At 70.1% G+C, this 15,209-nt stretch carries 15 protein-coding genes; 2 read left to right on the top strand and 13 right to left on the bottom strand.

What is annotated here, in order from left to right:
• The first annotated feature begins 140 nt into the window (after positions 1-140).
• Together ACFXJ8_RS10940 and ACFXJ8_RS10935 are read left to right on the top strand one after the other, a co-directional pair.
• Positions 141-1,403 carry an MFS transporter gene (locus ACFXJ8_RS10940; RefSeq protein ID WP_379643660.1) on the top strand — a complete coding sequence of 421 codons (1,263 nt, stop codon included), beginning with the start codon at positions 141-143 and terminating at the stop codon, positions 1,401-1,403.
• Between the two features lie 1,333 nt (positions 1,404-2,736).
• On the top strand, positions 2,737-3,297 hold the full coding sequence (locus tag ACFXJ8_RS10935) for a hypothetical protein (protein ID WP_379643659.1): 561 nt from the start codon (positions 2,737-2,739) through the stop codon (positions 3,295-3,297).
• Positions 3,298-3,993: 696 nt separating this feature from the next.
• On the opposite strand, the gene ACFXJ8_RS10930 is transcribed toward ACFXJ8_RS10935, so the two are convergent.
• The 13 genes from ACFXJ8_RS10930 to ACFXJ8_RS10870 all read right to left on the bottom strand — a co-directional run bounded on the left by ACFXJ8_RS10930 (position 3,994) and on the right by ACFXJ8_RS10870 (position 15,190).
• Positions 3,994-4,305 carry a hypothetical protein gene (locus tag ACFXJ8_RS10930; protein WP_379643658.1) on the bottom strand — a complete coding sequence of 104 codons (312 nt, stop codon included), beginning with the start codon at positions 4,303-4,305 and terminating at the stop codon, positions 3,994-3,996.
• Between the two features lie 589 nt (positions 4,306-4,894).
• Entirely contained in the window at positions 4,895-5,734 is an 840-nt protein-coding gene (locus ACFXJ8_RS10925) for an ABC transporter permease (protein WP_379643657.1), read from the bottom strand.
• Entirely contained in the window at positions 5,731-6,714 is a 984-nt protein-coding gene (locus ACFXJ8_RS10920; RefSeq protein ID WP_379643656.1) for an ATP-binding cassette domain-containing protein, read from the bottom strand. The genes ACFXJ8_RS10925 and ACFXJ8_RS10920 overlap by 4 nt, the downstream gene beginning before the upstream one ends.
• Positions 6,715-6,768: 54 nt before the next feature.
• On the bottom strand, positions 6,769-7,347 hold the full coding sequence (locus ACFXJ8_RS10915) for an NADPH-dependent FMN reductase (RefSeq protein WP_379643655.1): 579 nt from the start codon (positions 7,345-7,347) through the stop codon (positions 6,769-6,771).
• A gap of 332 nt (positions 7,348-7,679) precedes the next feature.
• Complete coding sequence (locus ACFXJ8_RS10910) at positions 7,680-8,444, bottom strand: SGNH/GDSL hydrolase family protein (protein WP_379643654.1); 765 nt, start codon at positions 8,442-8,444, stop codon at positions 7,680-7,682.
• The gene (aroQ, locus tag ACFXJ8_RS10905; RefSeq protein ID WP_379643653.1) at positions 8,441-8,869 is read right to left on the bottom strand and encodes a type II 3-dehydroquinate dehydratase; all 429 of its coding nucleotides are present in this window, start codon (positions 8,867-8,869) and stop codon (positions 8,441-8,443) included. The genes ACFXJ8_RS10910 and aroQ overlap by 4 nt, the downstream gene beginning before the upstream one ends.
• A complete protein-coding gene (gene aroB, locus ACFXJ8_RS10900; RefSeq protein WP_379643652.1) occupies positions 8,866-9,936 on the bottom strand; it encodes a 3-dehydroquinate synthase in 1,071 nt (356 codons plus the stop codon). The genes aroQ and aroB overlap by 4 nt, the downstream gene beginning before the upstream one ends.
• A complete protein-coding gene (locus ACFXJ8_RS10895; RefSeq protein ID WP_379643651.1) occupies positions 9,933-10,433 on the bottom strand; it encodes a shikimate kinase in 501 nt (166 codons plus the stop codon). Before ACFXJ8_RS10895 ends, aroB begins: the two co-directional genes overlap by 4 nt.
• Entirely contained in the window at positions 10,430-11,611 is a 1,182-nt protein-coding gene (gene aroC, locus ACFXJ8_RS10890) for a chorismate synthase (RefSeq protein ID WP_379643650.1), read from the bottom strand. The genes ACFXJ8_RS10895 and aroC overlap by 4 nt, the downstream gene beginning before the upstream one ends.
• Before the next feature lie 43 nt (positions 11,612-11,654).
• The gene (locus ACFXJ8_RS10885; RefSeq protein ID WP_379643649.1) at positions 11,655-12,362 is read right to left on the bottom strand and encodes a prepilin peptidase; all 708 of its coding nucleotides are present in this window, start codon (positions 12,360-12,362) and stop codon (positions 11,655-11,657) included.
• A gap of 152 nt (positions 12,363-12,514) precedes the next feature.
• Positions 12,515-13,060: an SseB family protein gene (locus tag ACFXJ8_RS10880; protein ID WP_379643648.1), complete on the bottom strand. Its 546-nt coding sequence runs from the start codon at positions 13,058-13,060 to the stop codon at positions 12,515-12,517.
• An 11-nt stretch (positions 13,061-13,071) separates the two neighbouring features.
• Positions 13,072-14,751, bottom strand: coding sequence for an IS200/IS605 family accessory protein TnpB-related protein (locus ACFXJ8_RS10875; RefSeq protein WP_379643647.1), 1,680 nt, complete (start codon positions 14,749-14,751; stop codon positions 13,072-13,074).
• Positions 14,744-15,190 (bottom strand): recombinase family protein, encoded by a 447-nt coding sequence (locus ACFXJ8_RS10870; RefSeq protein WP_379643646.1) that lies wholly within the window; start codon positions 15,188-15,190, stop codon positions 14,744-14,746. Before ACFXJ8_RS10870 ends, ACFXJ8_RS10875 begins: the two co-directional genes overlap by 8 nt.
• Between the last annotated feature and the right edge of the window lie 19 nt (positions 15,191-15,209).

Here is a 15,209-nt window from a genome sequence, read left to right as displayed (position 1 = left end):
TCAATGTCCCGGCCCAGCAGGCGCCCCCGTCCGCGCGGCTCACCCGGAAGGGCCCGTGCGGGACGGCTCGCGGTTCAACCGCCGCAGGACGCCAGGGAGCGTTCGGATCCACCCGGCGACTGGCCGAGGGACGTAGGACCATGGTCCGATTCAATCCCGCCAGGGGTGTGGCCACACTGATCGCCATGGTCACCTCTCCCACCCGCGTCCTCGGCGCACGCCCGTTCCTGGTCGGGATGTTCGTCGATGCGCTCGGCAGCGGCCTCTACATGCCATTGACGCTGTTGTTCATTCATCAGGTGACCGGTCTGCCCCTGACGACCGTGGGGCTCGGCATGACCGTGGCCGCGCTGGTGGGGCTGGCCGCCAACCCGGCGGCCGGGATCCTGATCGACCGTTTCGACGCGCGCCGGGTACTGATGGGCACCTACGTGGTGCGGGCGCTAGGCTTCGCCGCCTACCCGATCGTAGACGGCTTCGGCCCGCTCATCGGCGTCGCCGCGGCGATCGCGGTCGGCGATCGCGCCTACTACCCGGCCTCGGGGAGCTACATCTCCGACCTGGCGGAGGGCCCGGCCCGCGACCGCCTGTACACCCTCATGGCCACCGCACGCAATGTCGCCTTCGGCCTGGGCGGCCTGCTGTCGGCAGGAGCGGTCGCCCTTGCCGACAGCGCCGGGTTCGTCCTCATCGCCCTGGTGAACGCCGTCAGCTTCGTCGTCGCGACCGGATGCCTGATCCTGTCGGGACGCCAGGCTCCGACGAGCCCGCCTGTCCGCCACTCCGGCGGCTACCGCCAGGTCCTCGCGGACCGCCCGTTCCTCAGGCTGGTAGCGGCGGAGCAGGCCTACACCCTGATCCACCTGATTCTCCCCGTGGCCATGCCGATCTACGCGGTCACAGTCCTCGGCGCCTCGCCGGTTCTCCTGGGCATCCTGTACACATCCAACACCGTCCTGGCGGCGGCCGGTCAACTCCCCGTGCGCCGCTGGCAGCGGCACGCCCGCCGTACCCACGCGATGGCTTTGAGCGGCACGGTGATGATGGCAGCCTGTGCGGCCTTCGCCGCCGCGCCCTTGCTTCCACACGGCAGCGCACGCATCGCTGCCCTGGTCGCCGCCACGCTCATCCTCACCCTGGGTGAACTCCTGCACACCACCCCTTCCTGGGCCCTCGCCGCCGGAACCGCCCCACCTACCCTGCGCGGCCGCTACCTGGCCATCTACCAGCAAACCTGGGCCATCGCGGCGGTCTTCGCCCCTGCCGGGTTCTCCGCCCTCCTGTCCGTCGAGCCGACCATGTTGTGGCTGATCCTGGCGTTCTTGGTTGCCCTGGCCGCCCTGACAGTCCTTCGCCTGTCGCGCCACCTCCCCACCGAAGCCGTCGCCGCACCCGGCGCATGACCCACCATGCCCCGTCAGCCTCAGCCCGCGCCCCGTAGCGGTTGAGACTTCCACGCAGGAGCCGTGGCCCGCCTAGGGCATTCGATGCCGCTGGCGTTCGTCACCGGGGCAGCGGAATGGGATTGCTGGACGGAACGATCGGCCGACCGCGTCGATGCGGGCGATGCCGGCTGTCCTCTCATCCAAGATGGACACGAGATGGCGAGCCGGCGAGCCGCTCACCGGGACACAGCAGCCCGCCGGGCAGGAGGCGATGGTCTCCGTGTCGGCGGCGGCCAGCCAGACGCTCAACGGCAGATGCCGCCGAGACGAGTTCCTGAGCCGCGCGAGCAGCCTCATGATCGGAGCTGGTGAAGCGAATGGAACGAGTGGACGTTCGATTGGTGCCGGTGGTGTGCAGTGTCACGATGGTGTGGCCCGAACCTGGGCCACCGGCCCGGCACGCAAAGGTTCAGTAATGCCTGCCCGTACCTCCACCACGGAGTAGGTCGGCTTGTAGTCCAGGAAACGTGCAGCCGCCCTTGTAGGTGGGTAAGCGGGGAGGGCCGCCGGAATGGCCACGGCCGTCTGCCCTTCCTGGCCGGTTGAGGCGCTGCGAGGGACGGGCCCGCTGTCCCCCTGGCAGGAGCAGGTGCGCTTACGCCTCCTCTTCTTCCCCCGGCGCACGGCACCCCCGCCGGCTGCCGGCGAGGGTGCCTGATGTCAAGCGTTCAGCGACGACGACGGCGCGCGCGGCCACGCTTGGCCGCGTTCGAGGGCCCGCCGCCTCGCGGGCCCGGCGGATCCAGCGCGTACGGAGCGGGCGCAGGCAGCAAATAGCGCATAATGGACATTGCGTCCCCCGGTTAGTCATGATGTGTGCCGGGTGTGCACCGGCACACTGATGGATTGGTACTCAATGTCTAACCGGGGGCACGCACGGAGGCTTCCGCGAAATATGCGCCTTTTGGGGGCATTTCGCCAGGGGTTGCCCCTGTGCCGACCCGGTCCGATCGTCCTTGGACGTTGCCGGACCGGCCCGACACCCGGATGCTACGTATAGGGAGCATGGCCACTGATGAACGGCCACCGGCTTGCTGAGCACGCCACTCCGTAGGACCGGATCGCCGCCAGTGCGCGGGCGCGACGATGATCCTCATGCCGTACTCCCCCGCGGGTGACCGGGGGACGGATGACCGCGACGGGGGAGGTCAGGGAGGAGTCCCGCATCCGCCGGCCGGTGGTCCAGTACGGGGCGAGGACAAGGACGGTGACGGTGTGCCCGGCGCCGCGGCGAGTAGACGGCGCTGGCCACGGCCTGGCAAAATTCCGTAAGGTGCCTTACGATCTCCGAATGATCAACACGGAACGGCTGTCGTACGACGAACGCGTGGCGCTGCTCGGTGTCCCCTTCTCCGTCGAAGACGCCCGCGCCCGCTGGGCCTCGCTCGTGGAGGAGGCCAGGAATGGCGGCACTGTCATGATCACCCGAGAGCGCTGGCAGTGGGCCGGGCTGGTGCCGCTGTCGAAGGTGGGCGGGGTGTGGAGCGGCCTGCCCCTCGTGCCGGTGTCGACGGCGCGGTCCAAGCTCGGCGACCTCGTACGCCAGGTCGCCGAGCCGCACGGAGAGCCCGTGCTGCTGGGCCGCCACCGCACCCCGGTCGCCGGCCTGGTCGCGGCCCATGTCTTGCTCGACAGGGCCGCTCCCTCAGACCATCCGACCGCCGATGCATTGCTGGTCGGCGGCCACACCATCGCGCTCTCCCACGATCCCGTGGAAGGCCTCGTGGTGGCCATCGCCCGCGATCAGGACGGCGCCGAGGTCTCAGCCGGGGCGGGGCGCAACTCCCGTGAAGCGCTGCGCGCCCTCGCCGAGCCGCCGCCGTGGAGTCAGCCGGGCCGGCCCGCGGCATGACCAGCGAGCCCTTCAACAGCGACGCCAGCGGCGGCAACCCAGATTCCGAACAACGCCTCCGAGACGTACTGCGCGTCTATCTGTGAAGGTCCCGCATGCATGGGCCGGCCGCTCGCCTCCGTGTTCTCCCGCAGGCGCACGCGGGAGGGCGTCTGACCGTAGCTGGATCGCTACTCACACAATGGGTCGCGGTGCGGGTTCGACGCTGGAGGGGCCGGACCTGCCGAGGCGAGGGCCCTGACCGGGCTACCACATACGCGGGGCCGGGAGATGCCGGCTGCTGTCCATGAGCTTCCCCTTCTCCTGCGACGCTCGAAGTCCCGTGCCAGGGTCCCATCCTGAATCATTTTCCAGTGTCGGGACGGCGGGTCGGGGCCTCTCCGCTGGGCTCGCCGGCGACCGCGAGGATGGTCTGGACGAACGCACGCTATGGCTGGCGGTCAGCCAGAGGAGCGCGAAATCGACGGTTGGGGCGTCGCGGAATGGGATGTAGGCGAGGTCGGGGCGGGCTGTCATCGAGTTCGGTCGCCATCTCGCAGCCTCGGCCATCCATCCGGAGGTCAGGAACGCCACGTGGCACAGGTCGGGAATTCGGACCGACCTCACCACGCCACCGGCAGATCTCGCCACGCTCTCCTACGTGCTGGGAGAACTGCCAACGGCTGTGCGGATCAGGCGGTTTGTTAATACAGAAGCTCAGTCGTCGCCTAGCCGGTTACCAACGAAGATCATGCCCAGGCCGATCAGAAACCCGGCGCCGGTGACCATCATCTCTGTCTGACCGCGCGCCACTATGTCCTGCCCTTCTTCGAAGCTGGTCTCGTCGCCGCTTCGCATTTCTACGCAGGTGTCGCCTTGTTTCATGGTCTGGCCGTCGCAGTCGCTGCCGAAGTTGGCGGAGGCGCAGGCGGTGACGAACCAGATGCCGCAGATGATGACGGCGGCCCACCCGATGATGTAGAGGACGATGGCGATGGCGAATTTGGCACCTTCGGTTCGCGGTGTCACGCGTTACTCCTCATCGGGAGTGGGGGTCCATGATCAGGCGTGCGCGTTCACGCTACTTGATCAAGCGTGAGTCGAGGCAGATGCCGGGTGTGCGAGGTGGATCGCAGGCTGGCATGAGTGTGGGCTTGATGCAGGCGTGTCGGTGGTGGACCGGGGTGGCTGTGTGGCGAAGGTGGCGGCCAACAGCTGTCGGCTCAAGGCCGGCGAACGCGAGACGCGTCAGCACACAAACGACGTCAGGCGCTGGCGCCCACCGTGTCCGGCTTATCCGCACACTCAAGCTCAACCGACATTCCCACCGGAGACCTCGCCATAGACATCCAGCAGCGCATGCCCAAGAGAAGGCGACTCGAAGACCTCAGCAGGACTCCTCGACGCGCTCCCCACCGGCAGTGTGGACCTCGATCGCGTTCCCAAAAGACCTCTTGAGAAAGCTGTTCGACGGATTCCGGCTCCAGGTCGACCCACACGGCGACCTGCGTTGTCACCCTCACAGACAAGACGATCGACGCAAAATGGGCACCCTAAGGGTGCCCATTCTGTCCGGTGCCCCCTGTGGGTGCCGGACCCGCGCGAGGGGAAGTCGAGCCTACTTACGGTTGTACAGGCGCATGGTCAGGGAGCCGAACACCGCGATGAGCAGGAGGCTCGCCACGGCCACCCAGCCCAGCTCGCCGAAGTCGGCCGTGCCGCCCATCAGGGAGCGAACCGCGGCGACCAGGTGGCTGATCGGGTTGATGTGCACGACGAACACCTGCAGCCAGCCCGGCATCGTGTCGGGGTTGACGAAGACGTTGCTGAGGAACGTGAGCGGGAACAGCACCATCATGCTCCACCCCATCACCGACTTCTCGCTGCGCAGGAGCAGTCCGAGCATCGTCCAGAGCCACGAGAACGCGAACGAGAAGCCGACCAGCACCGCGATTCCCGCCGCGGCGCCCGCGATGCCGCCGCCGGGGCGGAAGCCGAGGATCAGGCCGACGACGAAGATGACGGTCGAGGCCATCACATAGCGGAGCACGTCGCCCAGCAGGTAGCCGACCATGGGCGCGGGCCGCCACATGGGCAGCGATCTGAAGCGGTCGAACACGCCCCGTTCGATGTCCTTGTTGACCTCGATGCCGGTGTACATCGTGATCATCACGACGCTCTGCACCATGATGCCGGGCAACACGAACTGCAGGTACTGCCCTGGCGAGCCCGCGAGGGCGCCGCCGAACAGGAAGGTGAACATCAGCGTCATCATGATCGGGAACGCGGTGACGTCGAAGAGCTGCTCGGGAACGTGCTTGATCTTCAGCATCGCCCGCCAGCCGAACGTCATCGACGCCGACAACGCGCTCGGGCGCGGCGGGCGGGCGGCGGGAGCGAGCACGGTGCCGAGCGTCTCGGCCACGGGAACGTAGGCGGTGGAGGTGTCGGTGCTCATGCTGCGATCTCCTTCTCGGTGGCGGGACGGTCGGTGAGGGCGAGGAAGACCTCGTCCAGGCTGGGCTGGCCGAGGGAGAAGTCGTCGACGACGATCCCGGCGCGGGCGAGCTCCGCCAGGGCCAGCGAGGCCCGCTCGGCGGCGACGCGCTCGCCGTCGTCGTTGCCGGCGACGCGCGCGGTCAGCGCGACGGGGTCGGCTTCGAGGTAGACCTGGGTGGCGAGCGCCGAAGACAGGACCCGTTCGGCCTCGGGGCGCTGGGCGGCGTCGCGCAGCCGCACGTGGACCGCGCCCGCTCCGATGGAGGACTTCAGCTGGCCGGGCGTGCCCTCGGCGATGACCTTGCCGTGGTCGATGACCGCGATGCGGCTGGCGAGCCGGTCGGCCTCCTCGAGGTACTGGGTGGTCAGGAGCACGGTGGTGCCGTGGGCGACGACGATGCGGATGATGTCCCACACCTGGTTACGGCTGCGCGGGTCGAGCCCGGTCGTGGGCTCGTCGAGGAAGAGCAGGTCAGGGGTGTTGAGAATGCTGGCCGAGATGTCGAGCCTGCGGCGCATGCCGCCCGAGTAGTTCTTGACCAGGCGGTCGGCGGCCTCGGTGAGACCGAACGCCTCCAGCAGCTCGCCCGCCCTGTCCCTCGCGGCCGGCTTGCGGTGGCCGAGCAGCCGGGCGAGCAGGACGAGGTTCTCCATGCCCGTGAGGTCCTCGTCAACGGAGGCGTACTGCCCGGTCAAGCTCACTCTGGTGCGTACGGCGTCGGCCTCGCGCCTGACGTCGTGGCCGAAGACCTTGGCCTGGCCGCCGTCGGGACGCAGGAGCGTGGCGAGCATGCGGACGGCGGTGGTCTTGCCGGCTCCGTTGGGGCCGAGCACGCCGTACACGATGCCGGCGGGGACGGCCAGGTCGAGGCCGTCGACGGCGCGGTTGTCGCCGAACGTCTTGACCAGGCCGGATGTTTCGATGGCTAGCTCTGTCATGATGGCGTCGCTTTCTTCACGAGGTTGGTCTTGGGGTGCTGTGCGTGGGGTGGTTCACGAGGCGAAGGGGCGGGCGGCGCGCGCGGTCCGCAGCGCGAGGCCCCACCACAGGAGCTGGTCGAGCATGGTGGTGATGGCCTGCTCGCGTTCGTCCGTGTCGTACGGCATGCAGCGGTCGTCCACGCCGCCGTCGAGCAGATCGACCCCGACTCCATCACGCACTGTCACGGCATGCAGGCCGATGAACACCGTTCGTAGCTGCTCCATGGCGTACAGGCCGCTGGATCCGGCCCCGTAGGAGACGAACCCGACCGGTTTGGCCTGCCACTCGTCGTAGGCGAAGTCGATCGCCTGTTTGAGGGAGGCGGGGAAGCTGCGGTTGTACTCGGGTGTGACGACGACGAAGGCCTCCGCCGTAGCCACCGCGGCTGAGAACGCCCGCATGGCGGGGGTGGGCACTGCTGGGAAGGTTGAGGGGAAGGTGTAGCCGGCCAGGTCGAGGACCGAGACGTCGAGGTCGTCACGGCGCGCGGCGTGCGCGGCGAACCAACGGCCGATGCTGTCGCCGACCCGGCCCTCGCGTGTGCTGCCGATGATCACCGCCATCCGCAGCGGGGCCGTAGCCTCTTTCATCCCGGCACCTCCTCTCATGAAGGAGGCGCTAGATCATCGCTAGACGGGATCTAGCGGAACGACTCTTATCTAGGCGGAGTCCTGTGATCTGGCGTAGGACGGCCCATGGCGGGCGGTACGGCGGGCGGAGCACGGCACCGGCGCCAAGCGGACATCATGCGGGAGCGGCGGCGGGCGAGTGGACGCGGCATCAGGCGGGCACGGGCCGGTGGGCGTGGACCGGGGGCGGGCCTGGCGGGTCGGGCCTGGCAGGTCGGGCGTGGACCGGGGGGCGGGCCGGGCGTGGACCGCGGCCGGGCGATGCCGGGTCGGTGGGGGCCGGTGGGCTAGGGCTAGGGGAGGTTCCAGCGTTGGAGGTCGGGGCGCTTGGGGTCGAGGCCGTCGCCGGAGGAGGTGCCGCGCAGGCGGCGGTTCACCCACGGGACCAGGAACTCCCGCACCCAGCGGGCGTCCTCGCGGCGCTTGATCCTGGGGTCGACCGTGCGGGCGGGCCAGTCCTTGCGCCAGGAGTCGTCGCACGGCACGTCGAGCACGTCGAGCACTCTCGCGGCCACCAGCCGGTGTCCGTCCTCGTTCATGTGGAGCCGGTCGTCGCTCCACGCCCGCCAGTCGCGGATCGCCTGCATCGACCACAGGTCGACGACGCGGCAGCCGTACAGGTCGGCGATGGAGCGCAGGTGCAGGTAGAAGGTGGCGAACTTGCCGCGCATGCGCCGCATCAGCGGCGTGTCGCGCGGGTCGACGCCGGTGAACAGCAGCACCTCGGCGCCGGTGGCGCGCAGCTCGGCGACGGCGCCGGCGAGCTTCTTGGCCATGCGGTCGGGGTCGCTGCCCGGTCTGAGCAGGTCGTTGCCGCCCGCGCAGAAGCTGATCAGGTCGGGCTTCATCGCCACGGCCAGGGGAACCTGCTCGGCGACGATCTGGTCGATGAGCTTGCCGCGCACGGCGAGGTTGGCGTAATGGAAGTCGGGCTCCAGCTCGGCCAGCCGTTCGGCGACCCGGTCGGCCCAGCCGCGGAAGCAGCCGTCGGCGCCCGGGTCGTTGAGCCCTTCGGTGAAGCTGTCGCCGAGCGCGACGAAGGAGCGGTAGCGAGTCATCGCACCAGGTCCGCCATCGCGCGCAGGGCCAGCACGTAGGACTGGAGGCCGAACCCGGCGATGGTGCCGGTGGCGACGGCGGCCACGACGGAGGTGTGCCTGAACTCCTCGCGCGCGGCCGGGTTGGAGATGTGCACCTCGATCAGCGGCGCGGTGCGCTGGGCGAGGGCGTCGCGCAGGGCGTAGGAGTAGTGGGTGAAGGCGGCCGGGTTGAGCACGACGGGGATCTTGCCGTCGGCCGCCTCGTGGATCCAGCCGACCAGCTCGGCCTCGTCGTCGGTCTGGCGCACCTCGACGTGGAGGCCGAGCTCGCGCCCGGTCGCGACACACAGCGCGCGCAGGTCCTCGAAGGTCTCCGCGCCGTAGACGTCAGGCTCGCGGGTGCCGAGGCGCGACAGGTTGGGGCCGTTGAGCACGTAGATCATCGCGCCACCTCGCGGTAGGCGGCCTCCAGCAACTCCTCGGCCGGGTCCTCGAGCCTGCCGGGCTTGGCCAGACCGTCGAGGACGACGAAGCGCTGCTTGGCGCCGCGGTTCTTCTTGTCGAGCCGCATGTGGTCGCGCAGCTCGGGCCAGGCGTCCTTGCGGTAGGCGGTGGGCAGGCCCACCGAGGTGAGGATGGAGCGGGTGCGCTCCACCAGGTCGGCGCGGCCCGCCAGGCGCGACAGCTCGGCGGCGTAGACCATGCCGATGGCGACGGCCTCGCCGTGGCGGATCTGGTAGTGCTCGGCGCGTTCGATGGCGTGGGCGAGGGTGTGGCCGTAGTTGAGGATCTCGCGCAGGCCCGCCTCGCGCAGGTCGGAGCCGACGACGTCGGCCTTGACCTGGATCTTGCGTTCGATCAGCTGGCGGGTGTGCTCGCCCTCGGGCCTGGTGGCCCCGTCGGGGTCGTCCTCGACCAGCATGAGGATGGTCGGGTCGGCGATGAAGCCACCCTTGATGATCTCCGCCAGGCCCGCGACGTAGTCTTCGCGCGGCATGGACGGCAGTGTCGCCAGGTCGCAGAGGACGCCGGCGGGCGGTAGGAAGGTGCCGACGAGGTTCTTGCCCTCGGGGGTGTCGATGCCGTTCTTGCCGCCGACCGCCGCGTCGACCATCGCCAGCAGCGTGGTGGGGACCATGACGACCTTGACGCCGCGCAGCCAGGTGGCGGCGACGAACCCCGCCAGGTCGGTGGTGGCGCCGCCGCCCACGCCGACGACGGCGTCGGAGCGGCTGATGCCGTACCGGCCGAAAGCCGACCAGAGCTGGGCGGCAACCTCGACGGACTTGGCCGCCTCGCCGTCGGGGACGGGCAGCGAGACCACGTCGTAGCCGGCCTCTTCCAGCGCCCCGCACACGGGGCGGGAGATCTCGGGCAGCGTGGCGGGGTGGACGACGGCGACGGTGCGGACGCCCTCGCCGATCAGGCCGGGCAGCTCGCCCAGCACGCCGGTGCCGATGACGACGTCGTAGGGGTGGTCGCCGCGAACGGTGATGCGGGTGGCGCTCATGCCGGCAGCCCCTTCACGATCTCCTCGACGAGGTCCTCGGGGTCGCGCTTGTCGGTCACCACAGTCAGCACGGCGAGCCGCTCGTAGACGGGGCGGCGCTCGTCCATGAGCTTCTTCAGCTGGCTGCGCGGGTTGAGGACCAGCAGCGGGCGGGCCGAGCCGAGGCCGACGCGCTGGACGGCGTCGGCGAGCCCGACTTCGAGGTAGACGACGTGGTGCCCGTCGAGCAGCGCCTGAGTGCCCTCGTGCAGGATGGCGCCGCCGCCGAGCGACAGGACTCCGTCGTGCTCGGCGAGGGCGAGGCGGACGGCCTCGTGCTCGAGCTCGCGGAAGCGCGCCTCGCCGTCCTCGATGAAGATGTCGCTCACGGGCTTGCCCGCGACCGACTCGACGTCGGTGTCGGTGTCACGGAAGGCGACGCCGAGCCGCTGCGCGAGCAGGCGGCCGAGTGTCGTCTTGCCCGACCCTGGAGGGCCGATCAGCACGACCTTGGTCATTTGATCACCATGGATGAGAGGTAGCCGGACAGGTTGCGGGCGACTTCCTCGACGGAGTCGCCGCCGAACTTCTCGAGGGCCGCGTCGGCCAGCACCAGCGCCACCATGGCCTCGGCCACGATGCCGGCGGCGGGCACCGCGCAGACGTCGGAGCGCTCGTGGTGGGCCTTGGCCGCCTCGCCGGTCTTGACGTCGATCGTGGCCAGCGCCCTCGGGACGGTGGAGATCGGCTTCATCGCGGCGCTGACGCGCAGGACCTCGCCGTTGGTCATGCCGCCCTCGACGCCGCCGGCGCGGTTGGTGATGCGCTTGACGCCGTCGTCGGTGGTGTACTCGATCTCGTCGTGGGCGCGGGAGCCGGGACGCCTGGCGGTCTCGAAGCCGTCGCCGACGCCCACGCCCTTGATCGCCTGGATGCCCATGAGGGCGGCGGCCAGGCGGGCGTCGAGGCGGCGGTCCCAGTGGGTGTAGCTGCCGAGGCCGGGCGGCAGGCCGTAGGCGAGGACCTCGACGACGCCGCCGAGCGTGTCGCCCTCCTTGTGGGCCTTGTCGATCTCGGCGACCATGGCGGCGCTGCCCTCGGGGTCGATGCAGCGCACGGGGTCGGCATCGATGGCGGCCAGGTCGGCGGGGACGGGGAAGACGGTGCCGGGCGACCGCGCGGCGCCGATCGACACGACGTGGCTGAAGATCTCGACGCCGAGCGCCTGCTTGAGGAAGCGCTTGGCGACCTCGCCGAGCGCGACTCTGGCGGCGGTCTCACGGGCGCTGGCCCTGTCGAGCACGGGGCGGGCGTCGTCGAAGCCGTACTTCTGCATGCCGGCCAGGTCGGCGTGGCCGGGCCTGGGGCGCGAGCGCGGCGCGTTGCGGGCCATGCCCTCCAGCTCGGCGGGGTCGACGGGGTCGGCCGCCATGACCTTCTCCCACTTGGGCCACTCGGTGTTGCCGACGCGGATGGCGACGGGGCTGCCGAGGGTGCGCCCGTGACGCAGGCCGCCGACGATGGAGACCTTGTCCTCCTCGAACTTCATGCGCGCGCCGCGGCCATAACCGAGGCGGCGACGACGCAGCGCCTCGTCGATGGCGGCCGTGGTCACCTCCACACCCGCGGGCAGGCCTTCGAGGATGGCGACGAGTTCGGGGCCGTGGGACTCTCCGGCGGTCAACCAGCGCAACATGCTGACAAGTCTTCCATGTGCGGAGCGGTGGGATCGCCATGGCTCACCAGGCGAGACAGAGCGCTCCGACGAGCATGAAGGGGCCGAAGGGGAACTCTGTCGACTTTTCCGCTTTTTTCGTGACAAGGAGGGTGATGGCGTAGAGCGCGCCGAGCACCTGGCCCGCGAGCGCCGCGGCGATCCACGCGTTCCAGCTCACCGCGCAGGCGGCCATGCCGATGAGCCCGGCCAGTTTGACGTCCCCGAGGCCCATGGCGGCAGGTCTGGCGAACCACAGCACGCCGTACAGGACGAACAGGGCCAGGCCGCCGAGCAGCGCCTCGGGCAGCCGGCCGGTGGGCAGCAGGAGGAGGGCGAGGACCGGGTAGGAGGGCAGGGTGATCGCGTCGGGCAGCCGCCGGGTGCGCCAGTCGATCACGCAGAGCGCGGCGCCCGCCGTGGCGGCGTAGAGGAGCGCGGGCAGGTAGGCCGCGTCCATGCGCCAGGCGAGCAGCGCGAACGCCGCCGCCGTCGCCACCTCGACCGCCGGAGCACCGCGTGCTTGGAGGCCGCGGGCCGTCTGTTGGAGGAGGCCTGTGAGCGCGCGCCGTGCCTCGGCGCGGGTGTCGGCGGGGTCGGCCGCGAAGCCCGCGGCGAGCGCGCGGGCGAGGACGCCCGCGACGAACCCCGCCAGCGCGGCCCAGACCACCATCCGCCCATCCTCGCGGGCCGCGGCGGCCGCTGTCAGGAGTTTCCGGTACGGCTCCCGCACGCAACGGCCACCGTGGTCACCGCGCGGGCGCCCGTCCAGCACGCCACTCCAGCTCAGGAGTTCTCGCCGTCACATCGGGATGGTGGGCCGCCTTCTTCGGAGAAGCGAACCCGATCAGGAGCGGCGTGACCACTTCGGAGAAGCGAACCCGATCAGGGGCGGCGTGACCACGGGAACCGGCGGCGCCGGGGAGCGGGCTCCTCGGCGAAGCGGGCCACGGTCACCGAGGGGCCCACGCGGTCGAGGGTGCCCGACTCGACGGCGGCCATCGCCTCCAGCACGCCGCCCTCGATGACGAACGGCACCGGCCCCGCCACGTCGACCACCACCGCTGCCGCGTTCTCGTGCACGGCCGCCTGGCAGACCTGCAGCGTCGTCGCCTGGATCGGCCGCGCGTCGGGCCGCCACCTGGTGAGCGCCTCGACGCCGGTGAAGGCGATCACCGCTTCCCTGCCGTCCTTGCCGACGAGCTTGGGGAGCGCCATCTCGCTCTCCTTCTCCTGCCTGAGCCCGTGCTCGCCCACCTCGGACTCGGTCAGCAGCGCCACCACGGGCACCAGCAGCCTGGAGCCGCTCAACGCCGACAGGACGGCGGTGGCGTCGGCCGTCCCCGAGGAGAAAGCGGCCAGCGCGGCGGCGACGGCGGCGTCGGCGCTGCCGTCGTCACCTGGGACCAGGGGCTGGGGAATGCTCGGCACAACCCACGAGACTACCGGCGGATCCTGGGTGGAGACCGTTCCTCGTCAGTGATCAGGAGTGGGTCTTGGACCCGCTGCCCGGCACTGCACGCATCCCGAACGGTTTTGGATGCGCTGGTCGCCCGCGTTCCTTGGATGTTCCCCGTCCGGGCACGTGCATCGTGTGCACGGTCCGTGACGGGGCGGCGGGTTTCCTCACGCCCCCGGGTACCACGATCGGCCTGGACGGTCCGATACCCAGCACCATCGCTCTGGTGATGCTGGGGCGGTGTCGTCCGTCGCCGGATCGGGTGCCCGAGGGCGCGTCGTCCGATCGCGATGCTCGCGGCATCGTGCCGGGTGGTCTTCCGGCGGGGCGCGCTCATCGGCTTCTGCCAATGCTGCGCACCCCACGTCGACGTATACGCCGGATCAACGGCCACGATGGACACATCCATCTCAGCCGCCATCGACACCAGCCGCGCCTTGAGCCTGCCGGTGGGCATGCCGGAGATGAGCTGCCGGAACCGCTTGTTACGGCCGTGCTTCTCGCGGGTCTTCTCGGCGGTGAAGTCCAGGTCCTCGATACCGATCGCAGCCACACCGGCACCTTCGGCCCAGTGCAGGAGCCGGGTGATGGCATGCCGGATCTGCGCGTCCCGATGGGGAGCGGTGCCGGACAGGTCGTAGAAGAAGCGGTGCGGGTCGCCGACCGGGTTGCCGCAGGCGTCGAGCCGGTAGGCCGCGAAGTGGTCGGCGTTCGTATCGACACCGACCATGCCCTTGGCGCGGGCCGCCTCCAGCGGGACCGTCTTGACGACCGGGCGTTGCCAGGACGCGTTGAGGTACCAGCGACCACGGGGAACGTCGTAGTGGATGCGGTAGGCCACAGCACGGTTCGCGCTGATCCGGTCGGCCCACTCCTCGGCCCGGTGCGCGAAGGCGACACGGGCGGACAGGACGTAGCGTCCGTTGCGGGCGTTGGCCAGGTGAGCGAGCGGGGCGGGCAGCTTGATCGACACTTCGCCTTCGGGGGTAACGCGGAGGGTTTCGTTGCCGTACCGCTTCCCGCTCTCGCCGTCCGCCTGGAGGAACCAGCGCTCCGCCTCCCACCGCTGCCGCCACTCCTGCTCATCGAGCTGGGCTTTGGCGAGGTTGTGCCGGGTGCCCAGCAGACGGCGACCGCCGCGCACCACGTGCACAATACCGGCCTCACGCTCAGCCCGCTCCCGCTCCAGCCGGCACTCAAGCGCTGCCAGACGGCGCGACTTCATGAACCACTCGTGCTCGGAGCGGTATCCGCCCGGCGCCCGCTTGGTTGCCTTCGCTCCGATGGGCTGGCAGAGCCGGTGCCTCAGCGTACGGACACCAGCTTCGAGGCTATCGATGTGCGCGGCCTGGCAGCGGCGCGACAGCGCCCACTGATCGTGGCTCGCCTTGGTGATCGAACCGGCCCACCGGGAGGAGGACTCGGCGGTCAGGTCCCGCTTACGGGCCGCCCACGTGTCCGCGCAGTGCTCCAGACCATCCGCACAACGCTGCTTGAGATCACGGGACGCCAGGCAGCCCAGGTGATCACCTACCAGCCGGAGGACCTTCTCATCCTGCGGCGTGAGGTGCTTGAGCCGGTCGCGTATCGCCACCCCGGACGGCCCGAGGGCGACGAACGGCGCGTCGATGGCGCGCAACTGCTTTTTGTTCGGCTCAGTCATCGGCCGCCGCGGCTTCCAGGGCCTTGCGGACGCGGTTGTCCGCGAGTTCGGTGTTCATCCGGCCAAGCGGCTCCCGGTGCTCGACCACGACCGTGGCCACCTGCGGATCGGCCAACAGGCGACGGGCCTTCGCGCGGGAGCCGTTCATCCCGGAGGCGATCTCGGATTCGAGCCGCACCACCCGATGCCCGGCCTTTGCTGCCCACTGAGACAACCGGACGAGCCGACGTTCCAAGTCGGCCTTCTGGTCGGGTGACGAGACGCGGGCGTACAAGCCCAGGCCACCGGTCACAGACGGTGAGGTGTTCGCGTCGAGGTTGACCAGGATCGTGCGCGGCCCCACGCGTTCCGCAGGGACCGGCAACGTGCCCTCACGGAACCAACGGTAGGCGGTACGAAGGGCGATCCCCTGTGCTCGCGCCCATTCCGTCAGGTTCACAAGGCGTGATCATACATCG

The organism is Nonomuraea sp. NPDC059194, from assembly GCF_042754765.1.
Classification (GTDB): domain Bacteria; phylum Actinomycetota; class Actinomycetes; order Streptosporangiales; family Streptosporangiaceae; genus Nonomuraea.
This window is presented reverse-complemented; position numbering and strand designations above follow the sequence as displayed.